The 19,009-nt window shown below is 74.1% G+C and carries 19 protein-coding genes; 5 read left to right on the top strand and 14 right to left on the bottom strand.

Annotation, left to right across the window (positions count from 1 at the left end):
- The first annotated feature begins 55 nt into the window (after positions 1 to 55).
- Positions 56 to 712 (top strand): dihydroxyacetone kinase subunit DhaL, encoded by a 657-nt coding sequence (gene dhaL / locus ACZ6AQ_RS10300; protein WP_388689681.1) that lies wholly within the window; start codon positions 56 to 58, stop codon positions 710 to 712.
- A 155-nt stretch (positions 713 to 867) separates the two neighbouring features.
- Here dhaL and ACZ6AQ_RS10295 read toward each other — a convergent pair whose 3' ends face one another.
- Positions 868 to 1,644: an HAD family hydrolase gene (locus ACZ6AQ_RS10295; RefSeq protein WP_468758969.1), complete on the bottom strand. Its 777-nt coding sequence runs from the start codon at positions 1,642 to 1,644 to the stop codon at positions 868 to 870.
- Positions 1,645 to 2,154: 510 nt separating this feature from the next.
- Between ACZ6AQ_RS10295 and ACZ6AQ_RS10290 the strand changes: the two genes are divergently transcribed.
- Positions 2,155 to 2,817 carry a ScbR family autoregulator-binding transcription factor gene (locus ACZ6AQ_RS10290; RefSeq protein ID WP_388689677.1) on the top strand — a complete coding sequence of 221 codons (663 nt, stop codon included), beginning with the start codon at positions 2,155 to 2,157 and terminating at the stop codon, positions 2,815 to 2,817.
- A gap of 232 nt (positions 2,818 to 3,049) precedes the next feature.
- The gene (locus ACZ6AQ_RS10285) at positions 3,050 to 3,196 is read left to right on the top strand and encodes a hypothetical protein (protein ID WP_468758967.1); all 147 of its coding nucleotides are present in this window, start codon (positions 3,050 to 3,052) and stop codon (positions 3,194 to 3,196) included.
- 77 nt (positions 3,197 to 3,273) lie between these two features.
- On the opposite strand, the gene ACZ6AQ_RS10280 is transcribed toward ACZ6AQ_RS10285, so the two are convergent.
- On the bottom strand, positions 3,274 to 3,792 hold the full coding sequence (locus tag ACZ6AQ_RS10280; protein WP_468758965.1) for an ATP-binding protein: 519 nt from the start codon (positions 3,790 to 3,792) through the stop codon (positions 3,274 to 3,276).
- Between the two features lie 152 nt (positions 3,793 to 3,944).
- Complete coding sequence (gene katG / locus ACZ6AQ_RS10275) at positions 3,945 to 6,134, bottom strand: catalase/peroxidase HPI (RefSeq protein WP_468758963.1); 2,190 nt, start codon at positions 6,132 to 6,134, stop codon at positions 3,945 to 3,947.
- A 327-nt stretch (positions 6,135 to 6,461) separates the two neighbouring features.
- Between katG and ACZ6AQ_RS10270 the strand changes: the two genes are divergently transcribed.
- Positions 6,462 to 6,761, top strand: coding sequence for a DUF1876 domain-containing protein (locus ACZ6AQ_RS10270; RefSeq protein WP_388689671.1), 300 nt, complete (start codon positions 6,462 to 6,464; stop codon positions 6,759 to 6,761).
- A gap of 217 nt (positions 6,762 to 6,978) precedes the next feature.
- Here ACZ6AQ_RS10270 and ACZ6AQ_RS10265 read toward each other — a convergent pair whose 3' ends face one another.
- From ACZ6AQ_RS10265 to ACZ6AQ_RS10220, 10 genes are all read right to left on the bottom strand, one after another.
- Positions 6,979 to 7,605 carry a CBS domain-containing protein gene (locus ACZ6AQ_RS10265; protein ID WP_468758961.1) on the bottom strand — a complete coding sequence of 209 codons (627 nt, stop codon included), beginning with the start codon at positions 7,603 to 7,605 and terminating at the stop codon, positions 6,979 to 6,981.
- Between the two features lie 177 nt (positions 7,606 to 7,782).
- Positions 7,783 to 9,849 carry a galactose-binding domain-containing protein gene (locus tag ACZ6AQ_RS10260; RefSeq protein ID WP_468758959.1) on the bottom strand — a complete coding sequence of 689 codons (2,067 nt, stop codon included), beginning with the start codon at positions 9,847 to 9,849 and terminating at the stop codon, positions 7,783 to 7,785.
- Positions 9,850 to 9,970: 121 nt separating this feature from the next.
- Complete coding sequence (locus ACZ6AQ_RS10255) at positions 9,971 to 10,564, bottom strand: TetR/AcrR family transcriptional regulator (RefSeq protein ID WP_388689666.1); 594 nt, start codon at positions 10,562 to 10,564, stop codon at positions 9,971 to 9,973.
- A 180-nt stretch (positions 10,565 to 10,744) separates the two neighbouring features.
- Complete coding sequence (locus ACZ6AQ_RS10250) at positions 10,745 to 11,551, bottom strand: ABC transporter ATP-binding protein (protein ID WP_468758957.1); 807 nt, start codon at positions 11,549 to 11,551, stop codon at positions 10,745 to 10,747.
- Positions 11,538 to 12,581 carry a taurine ABC transporter substrate-binding protein gene (locus tag ACZ6AQ_RS10245; protein WP_468758955.1) on the bottom strand — a complete coding sequence of 348 codons (1,044 nt, stop codon included), beginning with the start codon at positions 12,579 to 12,581 and terminating at the stop codon, positions 11,538 to 11,540. Before ACZ6AQ_RS10245 ends, ACZ6AQ_RS10250 begins: the two co-directional genes overlap by 14 nt.
- 78 nt (positions 12,582 to 12,659) lie before the next feature.
- The gene (locus ACZ6AQ_RS10240; RefSeq protein WP_468758954.1) at positions 12,660 to 13,556 is read right to left on the bottom strand and encodes an ABC transporter permease; all 897 of its coding nucleotides are present in this window, start codon (positions 13,554 to 13,556) and stop codon (positions 12,660 to 12,662) included.
- A complete protein-coding gene (locus ACZ6AQ_RS10235; protein ID WP_468758953.1) occupies positions 13,553 to 14,674 on the bottom strand; it encodes an LLM class flavin-dependent oxidoreductase in 1,122 nt (373 codons plus the stop codon). Before ACZ6AQ_RS10235 ends, ACZ6AQ_RS10240 begins: the two co-directional genes overlap by 4 nt.
- A gap of 187 nt (positions 14,675 to 14,861) precedes the next feature.
- Positions 14,862 to 14,960 carry a putative leader peptide gene (locus ACZ6AQ_RS10230; protein ID WP_468758951.1) on the bottom strand — a complete coding sequence of 33 codons (99 nt, stop codon included), beginning with the start codon at positions 14,958 to 14,960 and terminating at the stop codon, positions 14,862 to 14,864.
- A gap of 69 nt (positions 14,961 to 15,029) precedes the next feature.
- A complete protein-coding gene (locus ACZ6AQ_RS10225) occupies positions 15,030 to 15,752 on the bottom strand; it encodes a GntR family transcriptional regulator (protein WP_468758949.1) in 723 nt (240 codons plus the stop codon).
- 97 nt (positions 15,753 to 15,849) lie between these two features.
- Positions 15,850 to 17,061: a CaiB/BaiF CoA transferase family protein gene (locus tag ACZ6AQ_RS10220; protein ID WP_468758948.1), complete on the bottom strand. Its 1,212-nt coding sequence runs from the start codon at positions 17,059 to 17,061 to the stop codon at positions 15,850 to 15,852.
- Positions 17,062 to 17,198: 137 nt separating this feature from the next.
- Between ACZ6AQ_RS10220 and ACZ6AQ_RS10215 the strand changes: the two genes are divergently transcribed.
- Positions 17,199 to 18,389, top strand: a complete 1,191-nt coding sequence (locus ACZ6AQ_RS10215; protein ID WP_468758946.1) for an acyl-CoA dehydrogenase family protein — start codon at positions 17,199 to 17,201, stop codon at positions 18,387 to 18,389.
- A 73-nt stretch (positions 18,390 to 18,462) separates the two neighbouring features.
- Here ACZ6AQ_RS10215 and ACZ6AQ_RS10210 read toward each other — a convergent pair whose 3' ends face one another.
- Positions 18,463 to 18,966 (bottom strand): FBP domain-containing protein, encoded by a 504-nt coding sequence (locus ACZ6AQ_RS10210; protein WP_468758944.1) that lies wholly within the window; start codon positions 18,964 to 18,966, stop codon positions 18,463 to 18,465.
- Between the last annotated feature and the right edge of the window lie 43 nt (positions 18,967 to 19,009).

Genomic DNA, 19,009 nt, shown 5'->3' with positions numbered 1-19,009 from the left:
CCCCGCACCCCCACCCCCATCCGGCTCGTCCGGCCGGCAGAACGGGAGCAGACCCTTGACCACCACCGACGAGGCACTCTCCGCCGACGGCTGGATACGCCGCTTCGCGGACACCGCCCGTACCACCGAGGCCCAGCTCACCGCCCTCGACCAGCAGGTCGGCGACGGCGACTTCGGCACCAACCTGTCCGCAGGCACCGCCGCCGCCCTCGCCCGGCTCGACGCCCTCGCCGCCCCCGGCGACGCCGAGGCCCTGGAGGCGGCGGCCACCGCCTTCCTCGACGAGGTCGGCGGCACCAGCGGCCCCCTCTTCGGACTGCTGCTCCAGTCGCTCGCCGCCGCCGTCGCCGCCGGGGGCCCCACCACCCCCGCCCTCGCCCGGGGGGCCGCGGAGGGGCTGGCCGCCATCCGCCGAGTCGGCGAGGCCGCGCCCGGCGACAAGACCCTGGTCGACGCCCTCGCCCCCGCCGTCGAGGCGCTGGACGCGCTCCCCGGGGAGACTCCGCCCGTCGCCGCCCTGGACGCCGCCGCCGGGGCCGCCTGGCGAGGCGTCCGCGACACCGCCAGGCTCCGTGCCCGCATGGGCCGCTCCAGCTACGTCGGGGAACGCGCGGCCGGCGTTCCCGACCCCGGGGCCGTCGGAGTCGCCCTCCTCTTCGCCTCGGCCGCCGGGGTCGTCGAGGACCTCACCCCGTACGTGAACGCTTCGTAGGCTCCGGGGGCGGGGACGAAGCCGGGGACAGGGGCCGGGACCGGGACGAAGCCGGAGACGAAGCCGGAGACGAAGCCGGTGGCGGAGACGAAGCCGGCGGAGGCGGCCGGCCCGCCGATCCGTCTCCGCCGCCGAAGGGGCGCCCGGCGCCCGGCTCACCCCTCCCGGGCGTCCGCCTGTCGCGGGACCTGTCCCCGTACCCAGGCCAGGAGCACCGGCGAGTGCAGCGTGGTCACCCACAGGTCGGCGCGGGAGGCGTCCTCCTCACCCGGTCGCGGTCCCACCCCGAGCACCCGCAGCCCCGCCCGGCGGGCCGACTCGATCCCGGTCAGCGAGTCCTCCACCGCCAGTGCCCGCTCCGGCTCGGTGCCGCAGAGCCGGGCGGCCGTCGCGTAGACGTCGGGCCACGGCTTGGGGCGCACGACCCCCGGAACGGCGGCGTCCGGCGCGTCCGGGCCCTCCGGCGCGGTCCCCGCGGGGGACGGGCCCGGGGTCTCCGTGGGGACGACGACATGGGCGAAGTGACGCAGCAGGCCGGCGCGGCCGAGGCTGGCCTCCACGACCTCGATCGGGCAGTTGCTGGCCACCGCGAGCGGCAGCCGGCCCGAGAGGAGCCGGACGAACTCGGCCGCTCCGGGCATGGTCACGGGATCGTCGGCGACCAGGGCGAGGAAGTGCTCCAGCAGGGACCGGGCCAGCTCGTCGGCGAGTTCCGGCTTCTGCGTCTCCTCGGCCATCAGCCGTCCGCAGTCGACGTAGTGCACGCCCTTGGCACGGTCGGCGAACCCGGGCGGGGGCGTCAGCCCGAACTCGCGGAAGGCACGGTTCCGGGCGTCCTGCCAGTGGCGTTCGCTGTCCACCAGGGTGCCGTCGCAGTCGAGGACGACGGCTTCGGGGGACCAGTTGAGGAGCGGATGCGCCTGGGTGGTCATGGGGCCTCCGGGAAGGGGGCGGTCGCGCTCGTGACGCGGCCGGTCGGATGGGTCGGGGGTCTCCCGGCCGACGGAGCGGCGCGATGAGATCCGGCACCGTCTCGCGAGGCACGGACGTCACGTCCATATCGCCTCAAACGGGAAACATCATCGTCGCTACGTTATTTTCGTGACACTCCGTGGCGCAATCGCTACTTCGAGTGATCGACAGGGCGGGCGAGAGACGGTAATGGCCGCATCCCCGCACCTCTCGGTGGATTCCGCCGGTTCTCTGCCAAAACCGCTTGTATGCCGCCCGGTTGACGCATATGCGCACGGCAACCCGTGCGAGGCGACGGGGGATCGCCGCGTTCACCCGAACGGCCGGGGGCGTGCCGGAAAGGCGGGGCGACTCACTCGCGCGGGTGAGCGCTCGAACGGAACATCCATGACCTCGTGCGGGACGAGGGATTATCACCGGCGTACGCGGGCGCACTACCTTCTCGGTCGTCACGAGAACGCCGAGCGAAAGTGGGCAGCACGTTGCAGCAACGGGCCAGGGCGACCCGCAGGGCACTACTGGAGGCGGCCGCCTGCCTCTTCGCCGAACAGGGGTACGCCGGTACCAGCGTCAACGACATAAGCCTCAGGTCCGGCCGGACCAGCGGCGCCGTGTACTTCCACTACGCCAGCAAGGAGGGGCTCGCGCTCGCCGTGGTCGAGGACGCGTTCGCCACCTGGCCCCATCTGACCGCGCGGTACACCGACCGCTCCGTACCGCCCCTCGACCGGCTGGTGTCCCTCAGCTTCGAGATCGCGCACGCCCTCACGGAGGACACCGTCGCCCGCGCCGGGGCGCGCCTCTGGGCGGAACGCGACACCATCGACGCGCCCCTGCCCGATCCCTTCGCCCTGTGGACCACCGCCACCACCCGCCTCCTCGCCCAGGCCCGCGCCGCCGGCCACCTCGCCCACCAGGCCCGCCCCGCCGTCATCGCGCCCGCCCTGGTCCGCGCCTTCTTCGGGCTCTGCACCCTCACCGAGGCGCTGGAGGGCCGCCATCTGGTCGCCGGCCGTCTCGCCGACTGGTGGCACATCACCCTCCCCTTCCTCCAGCGCGACACCGATCCGGCGGGCGTCCTGGGCCGGGTACGGGCGGGCCGGGCCGTACGGAGGGCGGCCTCGGCACCGTAGGCCCCGGTGGGAGCGCCGGTCCGGCGGCGGGTGGACCCGCCCCCGCCGGGAGGGGAGCCCCGGGCGCGGTGGCCGGTTTCCGGCCCCGGGCGTACGGTTCGCTGTCCGTACGGAGGAATTCGGGGCACACGTACGGCGACGGCCGATGGGCGGCCGGTCAGGAGGCGCAGCCATGGCACAGGCATCCCGACCCGTTCCGGCGGCAGACGCGGCCCGGGCGGCCTTGGAGGACGTGTCCGATCCTTCGGCCAAGGCGGTGGCCCTGGCCCTGCTGGCGGTCCGTGACGAACTGAGGGCGGTGTCCGAGAAGGTGGGCGGCGTGGACGCGCGCCTCGAACAGGTGAATCAGTACCTCGGGGCCCTCGCCAACAAACCCTGACGGCGGGGCTCTCGGGGACGGCCCCGAGGGGCCGTCCCCGAGAGCCCCGGGCGGAGGCGCGGAGGCCGGGCCGGTCGCTACCGCCCGGTGGGGGAGGCCCCGCCGGGCGAGTCGTCGGACGGTGTACCGGCCGGGTCGCCCTCACGGGCCGGACCTCCCCCGCGGGCCGGGTCGTCCCCGTCGGACGGATCGGCGAGGGAGGATTCGGCCGGACGGAAGCACGCCGTCACGGTCTTGCCGTGCCGCTGGCAGCGCATGCTCCACTCGTCGGCGAGGGCCCGGACGATGTTCACGCCCCGGCCGGAGAGCGCGTCCTGCCCCGGATCACGGGGACGGGGCAGCGACGGGTCCTCGTCGTGGACGCTGATGTGGAGGCAGTCGCCGTCCCAGGTGAGCACGAGCTGCGCGTCGCTGTGCGCGTGGACGTGGGCGTTGGTGAGCAGCTCGGAGACGGCCAGGACGACGGCGTCCACCGTGTCGGGCTCCCGCGCGGTCCACGGCAGGGCGGCGAGGTGCCGTCTCGTCCACGCCCGGCCCGCCTGCACGCCCCCGGAAACGGGGAACGAATGCGCCCACCCCATTGCTTTGACCGTCACTCTCGTCACTCCTTCGAAGGCCGCCCGCGTCGTTCGTACGGGACCCGGCTACCCGGCAATCGCCCCGCCAGACAGGAGGGCGCCGCACCGGCGCCACGGCCCCCGCCGTCCCGGCCGGCCGCTCTCCGGCCCGCCGGGACGGGGCGCCGGACTCAGGCGAGGTCGAACCGGTCGAGGTTCATCACCTTGTCCCACGCCGCCACGAAGTCGCGCACGAACTTCTCGCCCGCGTCCTCGGCGGCGTAGACCTCCGAGATGGCGCGGAGCTGGGAGTGGGACCCGAAGACGAGGTCGACGGCGGTGGCGGTCCACCTGACCCCGCCGGTGACGCGGTCGCGTCCCTCGAAGACGTTCTCGTCCGTCTCCGACGTCCTCCACTCCGTGCCCATGTCGAGCAGGTTGACGAAGAAGTCGGTGGTCAACGCCCCCGGCCGGTCCGTGAAACGGCCGTGGGGGGACCCCGCGAAGCCGGTGTCCAGGACCCGCATGCCGCCGACCAGCACCGTCATCTCGGGGGCGGTCAGCGTCAGCATGTTGGCGCGGTCGAGGAGGAGGGTCTCCGGCGACAGCTTCTCCCCGGCCCGGAGGTAGTTGCGGAAACCGTCCGCCTGGGGTTCGAGCACGGAGAACGACTCCACGTCGGTCTGCTCCTGCGAGGCGTCGGTGCGCCCCGGCGCGAACGGGACCGTGACCGCGTGGCCGGCGTTCCTCGCGGCCCGTTCGACGGCCGCGCACCCGCCCAGGACGATCAGGTCGGCGAGGGAGACCTTCCTGCCCCCGTCCCGCGCACCGTCGAAGTCGGCCTTGATCCCTTCGAGGACCCGCACCGTCCCGGCCACCTCGGGCAGGTCGTTGACCTCCCAGTCCCGCTGCGGCGCGAGCCGCAGGCGCGCCCCGTTGGCCCCGCCGCGCTTGTCGGTGCCCCGGAAGCTCGCCGCCGCCGCCCACGCGGTGACGACCAGCTGCGCAAGGGACAGGCCCGAGTCGAGGATCCTCTCCTTGAGGGCGGCGACGTCCTCGTCCGAGACCGGCTCGTGGTCGACCGGGGGGACGGGGTCCTGCCACAGCTGCGGGGCGGGGACCCACGGGCCGAGATAGCGCGAGAGGGGGCCCATGTCACGGTGCAGCAGCTTGTACCAGGCTTTGGCGAACGCCTCCGCGAGCTCGTCCGGGTGCTCGTGGAAGCGCTTCGTGATCGGCCCGTAGACCGGGTCCAGCTTCAGCGCGAGGTCCGTGGTCAGCATCATCGGCGCGTGCCGCTTCGACGGGTCGTGGGCGTCGGGCACCGTGTCCTTCGCCGACGGGTCCGTGGGCGTCCACTGCTTCGCGCCGGCCGGGCTCGTCGTCAGCTCCCAGTCGTACCCGTACAGGTTGTCCAGGAACCCGTTGTCCCACCGCGTCGGCGCGGTGGTCCACGCACCCTCCAGGCCGCTGGTGAGCGCGTCGCCGCCGACGCCGCTGCCGTGGGTGTTCCGCCAGCCGAGACCCTGCTGCTCGACGGGGGCGGCCTCGGGTTCCGGCCCGATGTACGAGGGGTCGACCGCGCCGTGGCACTTGCCGAAGGTGTGGCCGCCGACGATGAGCGCCGCCGTCTCCTCGTCGTTCATCGCCATGCGCCCGAACGTCTCCCGGATGTCCCTGGCGGCGGCCAGTGGATCCGGATTCCCGTTGGGGCCCTCGGGGTTGACGTAGATCAGGCCCATCTGCACGGAGCCCAGGGGTCCGGAGAGCTCCCGGTCGCCGCTGTAGCGCTCGTCCCCGAGCCAGGTGTCCTCGGGGCCCCAGAAGATCTCCTCCGGCTCCCAGATGTCCTCGCGCCCGAATCCGAACCCGAACGTCCTGAACCCCATGGACTCCATGGCGCAGTTGCCGGCGAACACCAGCAGGTCGGCCCAGGAGATCTTCCGGCCGTACTTCCGCTTGACCGGCCAGAGCAGCCGGCGCGCCTTGTCGAGGCTCGCGTTGTCCGGCCAGCTGTTGAGGGGGGCGAAACGCTGGGCGCCGGAGCCGCCGCCGCCCCGGCCGTCGGCGATGCGGTACGTCCCGGCGGCGTGCCAGCTCATCCGGATGAAGAGCGGCCCGTAGTGGCCGTAGTCGGCGGGCCACCAGTCCTGCGAGGCCGTCATCACCTCGAAGAGGTCCCGCTTCAGCTCGTCGGGGTCCAGGGTCGCGAACTCCGCCGCGTAGTCGAAGTCCTCCTCCATCGGACTGGACCGGGGCGAGTGCTGGTGGAGGACCTGGAGGTCGAGCTGGTTCGGCCACCAGTCCCGGTTCGTCCGGGGCCGGGTCGGCTCCGGGGTCGGGGAGGGGATGGCCGGGTTCTCGCTTTCACTGCCGGACACGTGCGTCCTTCTTCCTGTCCCGATGACCTTGCGTCGAACACTGCGACCCGCACCCGTCCCGCGCCGTGGCGCCCGGCGGCCGGAACCACCGGGCCGGTCCCGCGGGGTGACCGGGTGCGTATCGGCCTCCGTATGCTCGCGCACCGCGGACCGGACGGCCGCGAGAACACGCAGGGCACCGGCGCACACCAGGCATTCGGAGCCCGGACGCGTTCCGGGCCGGGACCCGTACGGCGTTCCCGTGCGCCGCGGCTCCCCGCGGTGGATCCTGGAAGGGAGGGGCCGCGCCCCGGTTCCGCGCGGCCGACGGCGCGAGGAGGCAGACCGATGACCCGCACTCTGGAGTGGACGGTCGGACTGGAGCTGGTCGAGGAGGGCGACCGGACCAGGGCCGAGGCCCGGCTGGACACCGGGACCTCGACGGTCACGGGCCACGGCTCCGCCCGCCGCAACCCGGCGGACGCGGACGTCCCGGCGATCGGCGACGAGATGGCCGCGAGCCGGGCGATGAAGGACCTCGCCGGCAAGCTGATGAGGGAGGCCGGCCGCGAGATGGAGGCGGCGGGCGCCGGGACCCTGCCCCGGCGCACCGGCCCGGGATACGGCTGGCCGGAGGCGGTCTCCTGACGGACCCGGGCCCGGACGGGCGGTCCCGGGCGGACGGGCAGCCCGGGGCGGACGGGCAGCTTGGGGCGGACGGGACCCCACCGCCGGCCGTGGGCGGCCGGGCGGTCCCGGGGCGGACGGGCAGGACCCCACCGCCGGCCGTGGGCCGCCGGGCGGCCCGTCGCGGCCGTGACCGGCGCGAACCGCCGGGCCGCCCCGCCCGGCGCGCGCGGGTTCGTCAGGGCGTGTTCCGGGAGGCTCCCCGGTCCTCGCCCCCGGCGTCCTCGCACACCATCCGGTCCACGACCTCCACGACGCCGTCCACCGTCTCGCAGAGGCGGACCAGGATCGGCGCGAGTTCCGCGCGCTCCAGCGTGCCGCTCAGCGTCACCCGGCCCTCGTCGACGTCGATGTGCACGGCGGCCGGAGAGAGGCGCAGGATGCGGACGATCACGTCCTCGCGGATCTCCTCCTGGAGGGAACGGTCCCGGCGCAGGAACAGCTGGAGCAGATCGCTCCGGCTGAGCACTCCGATCAGCCGGCCCTCCGCGTCCACGACCGGCAGCCGCTTCACCCGGCGCCGTTCCATCAGGCGGGCCGCCTCGACCGCCGTCCACGAGGGCCGGGCCGTGACGACCGGGCTGGTCATCATGGCCTCGGCGGTGCTCGGGCCGTTCTTCACCGTGTGCCGCCGCAGCAGGTCCGCCTCGGAGACGACGCCCACCGGCCGGTTCTCGTCGTCGACCACCGGGACCGCGGTGATGCCGTACTCGTCGAGGAGCCGCGCGATCTCCTTGAACGACGTTCCGCGCTGCACCGCGATCGCGGTGGGCGTCATCAGGTCCGCGACGCTGCGGTGCCTCATGGTCCGTCCCGTCTCTTCTGGGTTCCGGATCCCATGATCCCGCACCGGGGGCCGTCGCGGGACGAAGGGGTGCGGGCGGGGTCGCGAGGAGGGAGGGGCGGTCCCGCTCCCTCCTCGCGCCCGCGGGGCGGCCGGACCCGTCCCCTGGCCCGGCCGTCTCCCCGCCCGTACGGGCCCTCAGGCCCTGTGGACCGTGACCTCGTGGAGCGAGTAACCCCACTTCGTCGCCCGCCGTTCCCCGTGGACGCGCACGTAACGGGCCGACTGCGGCGGGAACTCCGCCGTGTCGTACCCGCCGTCCCCGGCGGCCGTGGCCCACACCGTCCGCCAGACCGCGCCGTCGTCGGACAGCTCGATCCGGTACTGGCGGGCGTACGCGTCCTCCCAGTCGAGGACAACCCTTCCCACCGGGCGGACCGACCCGAGGTCCACCCGCAGCCACTGGTCGTCCGACCAGTCGCTGGCCCAGCGGGTGCCCGTGTCGCCGTCGAAGGCCCGGCCCGGCGCGTAGCTCGTGAACGGGTTCCACTCCGAGGAACTGGCCGACGCGGGCGCGCCCGCCGCCAGGTTCGCCCCCGGCTCGTGGTCCTCCGTCGCCTTCCACGTGGTCAGGTACGACTCGGCGCCTCCCGCCAGCTCGTTCACGACGTCCCGGCCGCCCCCGGTGAGCCGGATCTGCTCGATCCAGTCGGGGACCATGCCGTGGTGCGCGGCGCCGTCGGTGTTGAGGTCCCAGGTGCGCTGCCCGGTGACCTGCCGGTCGATCACCGATCCGCCGTCGAAGCTGCGGAAGGGGTACGTCACGGCGTTCGGCGCGCCGGTCCCGACCGGGCCCGGCCAGCCGCCGACACCGTTCATGTCGGTGCCGTAGCCGAGACCGACCCCGTACTTCGCGCGGAGCGCCGCCTTCTGCCCCGCCTCGCCGACGAAGCCCTCCGCGCCGTGCATGTACTGGGCGACGAAACCGCCCAGGCGGTAGAGCCGCTCGGTCCAGTCGAGGTCCATCCAGCTGTGGCTGGAGAGGACGCCCGGGTACTCCGCGGACTCCAGGATGTCGAGCGCCCGGCCCGCGGCCTTGACGCTCATGTGGTCCAGCTCCAGCATCATGCCCCGGTCGATCATGCCCCGCAGGGCGTACTCGCCCAGCCGCGTCAGGCCGCGGGTGTTGCACCTGGCGTCGGAGGCGTACGAGGGGACGCTCACCCCCGGCGGCAGCTTCGCCGCCATCACCGGGGCCGCCGCCAGGCCGATCGGGTTGTCGTGCTGGGGGCCCGCGCACTTCTCGGTGGCCCAGAAGGTGCCGGTCGACAGGAACTGGCCGATGTTGACCGCCGTGCCGATGGCCCCCTCGTCGAAGCGGACGCCGCACAGCGCGTTGTCGAACTTGTGGCACAGGAACATGCTGCGCACCCCGAGCGCGTACAGCTCGTCGAGACCGCGGTCGATGTCCGCCCTGCCGCACTGGGCGACGTCGAGGATCTGCTTGCAGCCGAACGGCTCCGAGGTCTCCACGCCCAGGACCACCGCGAGCTTGCCCCGCTCGACCACCGAGCGGGCCTGCGCCGCGTCGGTGACGATCCGGAACCAGCCCTTGCCGGGACCGCCGTACATCCGGTCGACGTAGTCCTGGAGCTCGTACGTCCTGCGGGCCTGGAGCCGGATCGAGTCCATCTCGTCGCAGCCCCGGTCGCGGGGCAGGATCGAGCAGATCAGGCCGTTCGTCACCAGGTCGTTGACGAGTACGCGCTGCCCGCCGCGCCAGGCGCGCTCGACCCAGGCGTAGTAGTTCTGCTGGTGGGTGAGGGAGTCGTGCGCGGGCCAGTCCTCGAAGGTGGGCCAGCCGACCGGGTCGTGGTGGCCGTCGGCGCCGCCCGTGATGTTCTCGAACAGGGCGCCGGAGCCGTCGGGGTAGTGCTCGGGACAGTCCTTGAGCGCGTCGGGGGCGCCGCCCTCGGCGAACGTCCGGCCGCAGATGAGCCGGCCGCCGAAGCCCTCGTCGGACATCAGGTGGTTGTGCGCGTCGACGAACCCGCGCACCTTTCCGCGCGCGTCCGTCCCGGTGAACGGCGCGCCCGTGACGTTGATCCGCGAGTCGGCGGCGGGACGGGACACCGGCTCCCACCACGGGGAGCCGCCGTCGGCGGCGGGGACCGGGGCGGAGCCGAGGAGGACGGCGGCCAGGGCGAGGAACAGGGCCAGGAGGGCGGGCCGGCCGCCGCTCCCGCGTGAGGGGGAACGAGTCATGAGCAGCGATGCCTCCGGTCGGTGGGGTGTACCGGGAGTGCCGAGGATCGCGGTGCCGGGGGAGTGAGTCAAGAGTCCGGGACAAATGACCTACTGGAGGGGAGGGGAAGCCCCCCGCGCCTCAACCGCCCATCAGGGACACGAGTTGATCGGCCATCAGGTCGAGCTGCTGCTCCGCCGCGTGCCGGTCGCCGAGGACGAGGAACTGAAGGGTGAGGCCGTCGATCGCCGCCGCCAGGTAACGCGCCGGCACCTCCACCGGTACCCGGGGCGCGAGTCCCCGCGCGGCGCCCACCCGCTCGATCAGACCGGCCGCCGACGCCACGTACTGCTCGTACTGCGCCCGCGCCAGGTGCTCGAACCCCGGCTCGCGCAGCGCGTACTGGGTGAGGTCGTACGTCAGCATGTGCTCACCGGGGTGGGCGGTGACGTGGTCCCAGTACGTCCGCAGGGCGCCCCGCACGGTCTCGCGGAGGGTGCTCCCCGGCTCGACCGTCGCCAGCACGCGGGTCACGTGGTTGCCGGTGATCGTCCCGATCGCGGCTTCGAGGAGCGCCTGCTTGGAGTCGAAGCAGTAGTGGAAGACGCTCAGCGACACCCCCGCCTCGGCGCAGATCGACCGGGTGGTGGTCCGGGCCACCCCGTCCCTGGCCATCGCCCTGATCGCCGCGTCGACCAACTGCCTGCGCCGTTCGGCCGACGGCATCCGCGCCATGGTTCCTCCTCGCGTCCGGCGCCAGGGTAGCCGCAGCCCCGGGCACCGTGATCGGCCCGGGCCGTTCCTTCCGGCGGACCCGGGACCGGCGGGCCCCGTCCCTTCCACCGGTCCGGGGCCGCAGGGCCGTCCCTTCCGCCGCTCCCGGGACCGGCCGGGCCCGTCCTCTCCGCCGCCCCCTCAGGCCGCCGCCGGACTCCGCGCCGCCGCCGCGAGCTCCGACCGCAGGGCGGCGAAGCCGGGATCGCCGCGCAGGGCGGCCACGTCCGTGCCCGGGGCGCGGGGGAGGGGGACGGCGACCTCGGCGACCACCCGGCCGGGGTCCGCCGCCATCACCAGGACCCGGGAGCCGAGCAGCACCGCCTCCTCCGCCGAGTGCGTGACGAAGAGGACGGTCGTGCCGCCGGCCGTCGCCAGGGCGCGCACTTCCTCCTGGAGGCGTTCGCGGGTGAGCGCGTCCAGGGCCGCGAACGGCTCGTCCATCAGCAGGATCTGCGGCTCCGCCGCCAGGGCCCGCGCGATCGCGACGCGCTGCTGCTGCCCGCCCGACAGCTCCCAGGTGCGCCGCCCGGCCATGCCGGACAGACCCACCAGGGACAACAGCTCCTCGACCCGCCCGGCCCGCGCGGACCGCGCCACCCCGTGCCGGGCCAGGGCGAAGGCGAGGTTGCCCCCGACCGTGCGCCAGGGGAAGAGCCGGGGCCGCTGGAAGACCACGCCGACCTTCCGGCGCACCTCCACGCTTCCGGTGGCGGGCCGCTCGAAGCCCGCCACCAGCCGGAGCAGCGTCGTCTTGCCGCAGCCCGAGGGACCGACCAGGACCACGAACTCGCCGGGCTCCACGGTCAGGGACACGCCGGAGACCGCGACGACGGGGGCCTTGGCCGTCCCGTAGCGGACCCCGACGCCGGACAGTTCGACGTCGGCACCGTCCGCCGCCGTTCCCGCGCCCGCCCCGGACGGCGGCACGGCCTCAGCCGGCGACACGGGCCGACTCCTCGAGCGCGAGGCCCTTCTCGAAGACCGACCGGTCCGGCACGGCGTCGAGGGCCTTCTGTCCCTTCAGGAAGACGGCGGCGTCGTACAGGTTCCCCGCGAGGGCGCCCGGAGCACCGGGCTTCCCGAGGTACGGGGCCCCCCGCTGCTCCTCCGCGGTGAGCAGGACCAGTTCGGCGAGCTGCTTCCGGGCCTCCTCGGGGCTGAGGTTCAGTTCGGCGCCGATCGCGGTGGCCGCCTTCGCTGGGTCGCTCTTGGCCAGCTTCACCGCCCGGTCCTCGGCCTTCAGCCAGGCGTCCACGATCTCGGGGTGCTTCGCCGCGAACGCGTCGGTGACCACGCCCAGGTCGGCGGTCGGTCTGCCCTTCGCCGCGATCTCCCGGCTGGAGACGAGCACCTTCCCGTCCTTCTTCAGCTCGGTCAGGCTCGGCGTCCACACGTAGGCCGCGTCGATGTCGCCCCGCTGCCAGGCCGCGAGCGCGTCCTGCGGCTGGAGGTCGACGAGAGTCACGTCGGAGGCTCCGAGACCGGCCGACTCCAGTGCCACGAGCAGCGAGTAGTGCGCGGTCGAACCGAACGGGACCGCCGTCTTCCGTCCCTTGAGCGCGGCTACGGACGCGATGTCCTTCCTCGCGACGAGCGCCTCGTTGTCCCCGATCAGGTCGTGGATCCACAGCACCTTGTACGGGATGTCCAGCGGTGCCGAGAGGCCCTTGGCGACCGGGCTCGAACCGAGGAGCCCGAAGTCCACCGACCCGGCGATCACCGCGGTGTTGACGTCGCCGCCCGAGTCGAACCTCACCCACGTCACCTCGGCGTCCGGCAGCGCCTTCTCCAGCAGCTTCTGGTTCTTCACCACCAGGTCGGCGTTGGGGATCGCCTGGTAAGCGATGCGCACCCGGACCTTCCCGTCCCCGTCCCCGCCACCGGAGCCGGCACCGCCGCAGGCGGTCGTGGAGAGGGCGAGCAGCAGGGCGGCGGCGGAGGCGGCGAGCACGGCGCCGCGACGGGAGGAGGGCATGACGGTTCCTTCGGGGAAGAGGGGAAGAGGGGCGGAGGAGAGGGAGGGGCAGGAGGGGCAGGAGGGGAAGGGGCGGTGTCAGGCGCGGCCGCGCCAGGGGACCGCCGCCCGCTCCAGGCTCCGGAACAGCGCGTCGAGGACGATTCCGGAGAGGCCGATGGCGATGATGCCGGCGACGACGACGTCGGTCCGGTTGTAGCGCTGGGCGTCGCGGATCATGCCGCCGATGCCGGGCACGCCGTTGATGGTCTCGGCGGCGACGACCGAGGTGTACGCGATGCCGACGGCGATCCGCACCCCCGTCAGGATCTCCGGCAGCGCCGACGGCAGCCGGACGGAGAACAGCAGCACCGCCGGCCCGGCCCCCAGGGCCCGCCCCGCCTCCACCAGGTCGGCGGGAACGCCCCGGACGGCCGCGGCGGTGGCCGCCGCCACGGGCGGGAGGGCGGCGACGAACAGCAGCCAGATCTTCGGGGACTCGTCGATGCCGAACCAGATGACGAGCAGCGAGAGGTACGCCAGCGGGGGCAGCGTGCGCAGGAAGGTGACGGCCGGTTCCAGGACCACGGCCAGCGGCCTCACCGTCCCGATGAGGAGCCCCAGGGGGATCCCGGCGAGCGCCGCGTAGCCGGTGCCGACGACGATCCGGCGCAGCGAGACCGCCAGGTGCTCGACGAGCAGATGGCCGCTGATGCCGCGCACCCCGTCCCGGACGGTGGACGCCTTCACGAAGGCCCCCCACACGTCTCCCGGTGACGGGACGAGCACGCGCGGCCAGACGCCCGCCGCGACCACGGCCTGCCAGGCGGCGAGGAGGACCGCGAGCGCGAGGAGCCGCTGCGCGGTCCGGCGCAGGACCGCCGCCCCGGCCGGTGTCCGGCGGGCGGGCCGCCCGGGGGCGGCGGGCGCGGGGGCCGCGCCGGTCCTCTGCTCCGCGGCGCCCGCTTCTTTTTCCGCGCTGTCGAGGAGGGTCACTCCGCCACCTCCCCGGCCGCCTCCGTGAGCGCCCGCAGTCGCGGTGCGACCTCCTCGCCGACCCGGTACGCCTCTTCGAGATGCGGGTAGCCGGACAGGACGAACTCGTCGATGCCGACCCGCCCGTACTCGAAGAGCCGCCGCGCGACCTCGTCGTGCGAGCCGACCAGGGCCGTACCCGCGCCCTCGCGGACGAGTCCGATGCCCGCCCACAGGTTGGGGGAGACGGTCAGGTTCTCGGCGGAGCCGCCGTGCAGCGCGGTCATCCGGGCCTGCCCGGTCGAGTCCATCCGGGCGAACCGCTCCTGGGAGGCGCGGACCGCCCCGGGGTCGAACCCGGCCAGGATCCGGTCGGCCTCCCGCCACGCCTCGGCGGAGGTGTCGCGGGTGATGACGTGGAGGCGGATGCCGAAGCGCGGGGTGCGTCCGGCCCGCGCGGCCTTCTCCCGCACCCGGGCGACGCGTTCGGCGACGGCGGCCGGGGGCTCGCCCCACAACAGTTGCACCTCGGCGTGGCGGGCGGCGACCTCCTCGGCCTCCGGCGACGCCCCGCCGAAGTAGAGGGGCACGGGCGAGCGCACGGCGGGGTCGTGCAACCGGGCGTTCTCCACCCGGACGTGGCGCCCGTCCAGGTCGACGGTCCCGCCGTCGAGCAACGCCCTTACCACCGCCATGAGTTCGCCGGTCCTGACGTACCGCTCGTCCTTCGGCAGATGGTCGCCGTACGCCCGCTGCTCGGCCGGGTCGCCGCCGGTGACCACGTTCAGCGCGATCCGGTCGCCGAAAAGGCGCCGGAAGGTGTCGGCCTGCTGGGCGATCAGCGTCGGCCGGGCGAGACCGGCCCGGAACGCCACCAGGAAGCCGATCCGCTCAGTCACCGCCGCGATGGCCGAGGTCAGCACCCACGGGTCTGCGCAGCCGAGTCCCACGGGCGTCAACAGCTTGGAGAAACCGGCCTGTTCGGCCGCACGGGCCACTTGGGCGAGATAGCCGTGGCCGACGCCGCGGCGGGTCGCGGCGGCGGTGCGGCCCTGGACGGCGGTGACGCCCCCGGGGTCGCGGCCGTCACCGCCGGTGGGCAGGAACCAGTGCAGGAGGGGAAGGGCGGAAGGGGGCATGCGGACGTACCTCGGAGGAAGTGCGGGGCGGAGACGGGCGTACCGCGGGAACGCCCGTCGGGCGCGGAAAGGGTGACCGGAGGCCCGGGCGGTCAGGGCCCGGGGCGCCGAACGCGGCGGGGGCGGCCGGCGGAGGAAGTCCGCCGGCGGCGCGCGGGAAAAGAGGGGAGGAGCGCCGGGAAGGGGCTCAGCAACAGGCCGCGCGGCGGCGGGAACCGACTCGACACAGCATCCCCGCGACACGCAGAAGATCCACGTGGCGGCGGGAGACGAGGGCGGGAGTCATGGGCGCATCCTTGCCGCGCGGACGCTCCGCCGACAAGCCCCGTCCGCCATGCGGACCGCCCGGTCTCGGTCAGTGGGACCCGGCTCCTCCCGGCCGCACCCGCTCCTCCACCGGGAGGGTTCGGTCCGCGTCCCGCTCCAGCACCTCGCGCAGGGCCGCCACCGCGTGCGCCCGGTGCTCGTCCAGCAGGCGGACGGCGGTCTCCCCGTCGCCGTTCCGGAGCGCGGAGATCACGGCCCGGTGCTCCCGCACGGCCAGGTTCCGGTGCGGCGCGTCCGCGTAGTACAGCGAGCGGTACGCGTCGGTGGCGTCCCACAGGGTCGTGACGAGGCGCACGAGGCGCGGCATCCCGGACGCCTCGATCAGGGTGAAGTGGAAGAGGCGGTTCGCCGCCGCCATCGCGGGCACGTCCCCGTCGGCGGCGGCCCGCTCCACCTCGCGCTGGACGTCTTCGAGCGTCCCGACCGTGCCCTCCGGCATCCGGCCCACGGCCAGCCGGACCGCCTCCGTCTCCAGGAGGTCCCGGATCCGGTAGATCTCCTCCAGGTCGTCGAGCGAGAGCTCCGCGACGAAGTAGCCCCTGTGTATGTGGTGCACCACCAGACCCTCGGCCTCCAGGGCCTTGAGGGCCTCGCGCAGGGGCACCCGGCTCACCTCGAAGCGGGCCGCGAGGGCGTCCTGACGGATCTGGTCGCCCGGCTTCAGCTCCCCGGTGGTGATGGCGCGCCGCAGCTCCTCCAGGACGAACTGCTGGGCGGTCCCCGGCCGCCGCTTCCGCACCGCGCTGCTCATCGCCCGTGCCCTTCCGTTCCTCGTGCCGCCGCCGGCGGACCGCTCCTCCGGCGGATCGTTCCCCCGGGCGACCGCTCCTCCGGGGACGACCATCTTCCTACGGATCCTCCGGGCCCTTCCCGGGCCGGGGCGTGCGCGCGGTCCGTCCCTCCGCGCCGAGCACGGCGTCCGTGTGCTCGCCGAGACGCGGGGGAGCGGACCGGTAGGAGGGCGGGGTGGTGCCGAGCCGGATCGGGTGGGCGACCTGGCCGGGGCCGGCCGCGGACTCGGGGACGCGCGGCGCGAGCCCCAGCCGGTCGGCCAGGGCGAAGGCGCCCGCCAGGTCGTTGATCGGCCCGCAGGGCACACCGGCCGCCGTCAGCTCCTCGAACCAGTCGTCGGCGGTACGGCCGCCGAGCGGCCCGGCGAGCACCGCCGCCAGCTCCTCCCGGTGGGCGACCCGGGCCGGGTTGGTGGCGAAGCGGGCGTCGTCGGCGAGCCCCGGCAGGCCGAGCCGTTCGCACAGGGCCCGGAACTGCCGGTCGTTGCCCACGGCCAGGACCAGCGGCCGGTCCCGCGCCTCGAACACCTCGTACGGGGTGATGCTCGGGTGCCGGTTGCCCATCGCGCGCGGCACGACCCCCGCTCCCAGGTGGGCCGCGGCCTGATGGGTGAGCGCGGAGAGCAGGGAGCCGAGCAGCGACACCTCGACGCGCTGGCCCTCGCCGGTGCGCTCCCGGTGCCGGAGCGCGGCGAGCACGCCCATCCCCGCGTGCAGGCCGGTGACGACGTCGACCAGGGCCACCCCCGTCTTCGTCCCCGGGCCGTCCGGCTCGCCCGTCAGGCTCATCAGGCCGCCCACGGCCTGGACGAGCAGGTCGTACCCCGGGAGCCGGGCGCCCTCCGCGGTGCCGAAACCGGTCACCGAGCAGTAGACGAGCCCCGGGTTCGTCGTCCGCACGTCCTCGTACCCGAGCCCCAGCCTCTCCATCGTGCCGGGGCGGAAGTTCTCCACCAGGACGTCCGCCCGGTCCACGATCGCGCGCGCCGCCGCCAGGTCCCCGGGATCCGCCAGATCGAGCGACACGGAGCGCTTGTTCCGGTTCACCCCGAGGAAGTACGTGGCCTGCCCGTCCGCGAACGGCGGCCCCCACGCGCGCGTGTCGTCACCGGACCCCGGCCGCTCGATCTTGATCACGTCCGCGCCCAGGTCGGCGAGGAGCATCGTCATGTACGGCCCGGCGAGCACCCGGCCGAAGTCCGCGACGACGATCCCGGAGAGGGCGCCGCCGCCCTCCGCCGCCGGTGTGTGCGGTTGATCTGCGCGCATGCCGTTTCCCCTCGCCGACGATCGGATCCGCTCGGACCGTACGGCCGGGAGCAGGAGGTTTTCCATACTGGATCCAATATCCGGTCGGGCGCTACGCTTCGGCACGCCGAGTCGCCACAGCCGCCAGGAGGCCGTCCGTGAAGCCGTCGCAGTCCAGCTCCGCTCCCGTGCACCCCTTCGACCTGCTCGCCGTCGACGGACTCCTGACCGACGAGGAGCGCGAGATCCGGCGCACCGTCCGCGTCGTCGCCGACCGCGAGCTGCGACCGCACGTCGCCGGCTGGTTCGAGAAGGGCGAAATCCCCGCCCGCGAACTCGCCCGCACCCTCGGCGGCACCGGTGTCCTCGGCATGCACCTGGAGGGGTACGGCTGCGCGGGCACCAACTCCGTCGCGTACGGCCTCGCCTGCCTGGAGCTGGAGGCAGTCGACTCCGGGCTGCGCTCCCTCGTCTCCGTACAGGGCTCCCTCGCCATGTACGCGATCTGGAAGTACGGCTCCGAGGAGCAGAAGCAGCGGTGGCTGCCGAAGATGGCGGCGGGCGAGTACATCGGCTGCTTCGGCCTCACCGAGCCGGACGCCGGTTCGGACCCCGGCGCCATGCGGACCAACGCCAAGCGGGACGGCTCCGACTGGGTGCTCAACGGCACCAAGATGTGGATCACCAACGGCTCCGTCGCCGACGTGGCCGTCGTCTGGGCCCGCACCGAGGACGGCGTCCGCGGCTTCCTCGTCCCGGCCGGCACCCCCGGCTTCGGCACGCCCGGGATCGGGAGGAAGCTGTCGCTGCGGGCGAGCGTCACCAGCGAACTGGTCCTGGAGGACGTGCGCCTCCCGGCCGACGCGATGCTCCCGGAGGCCCGTGGGCTCTCGGGCCCGCTCGGCTGCCTCAACGAGGCCCGCTTCGGCATCGTCTTCGGCGCGCTCGGTGCCGCCCGCGACTGCCTGGAGACGGCGATCTCCTACGCCCGGGACCGCACCGTCTTCGCCCGCTCCCTCGCCTCGTACCAGCTGACGCAGCAGAAGCTCGCGGACATGTCCGTCGAGCTGGGCAAGGGCATGCTCCTCGCCCTCCACCTGGGCCGCCTCAAGGACGCGGGCGCGCTCACCCCCGAGCAGGTCAGCGTGGGCAAGCTGAACAACGTGCGCGAGGCGATCGCGATCGCCCGCGAGTGCCGCACGATCCTGGGCGCCAACGGCATCACCCTGGAGTACCCGGTCCTGCGCCACGCCAACAACCTGGAGTCGGTGCTCACCTACGAAGGGACGAGCGAGGTCCACTCCCTGGTGATCGGCAAGGCGCTCACCGGCGAGCAGGCGTTCCGCTGACCGTCCCGCGCACCGCGCACCGCGCGTCCCGCCGTCCCGGGTCCGCGTCCGGGACGACGGAACGCGCGGGTCCTCAGCCCGCCGTGACCCGCTGGACGAAGGCGTCGAGGTTGGCCGTCGTGCGGGCGATCCGCTCGTCGGGGCTGAGGGACTCCTCCCGGCGCCCGGCGCGCAGCTTCGGCTGGCGCTTGCCCCGGACGTAGAGGGAGCAGGCGAGGTCGGCGCAGAGGTAGATCCCGACCGTGTTCCCCTCGCGGCCCCGGGGGCCCGCCAGCGGTGCCACCAGGAGGGACACGCCCGAGGAGGCGTGCGCGGTCAGGCAGATCTGGCACAGGCTCGACTTCACGGCGCTGGTCCGGCCCACGGCCGGGACCCGCAGGGTCACGCCGACCGGCCCGTCCTCGCGCGGGACGACCAGATGGGCGCGCAGGGGCGCGCCCGGGTCGACCCAGCCCAGGAAGTCCAGGTCCTCCCAGGGAAGCTCGGCGAAGTCGAGCGGCAGCTTGAGGCGTGCGGCCTCGCCCTTGGTGCAGTTCACGAAGGACGAGCGGATCTCTTTGTCGGTCAGCGGTTCCACTCGGTGGACCGTACACGCGTCTCCGGGGCCGGGCATCCCAATA

This window comes from Streptomyces sp. NPDC041191, from assembly GCF_055591945.1.
Note: the sequence above shows the minus strand (reverse complement) of the source record. Positions and strands in the feature narration are given on the sequence as shown.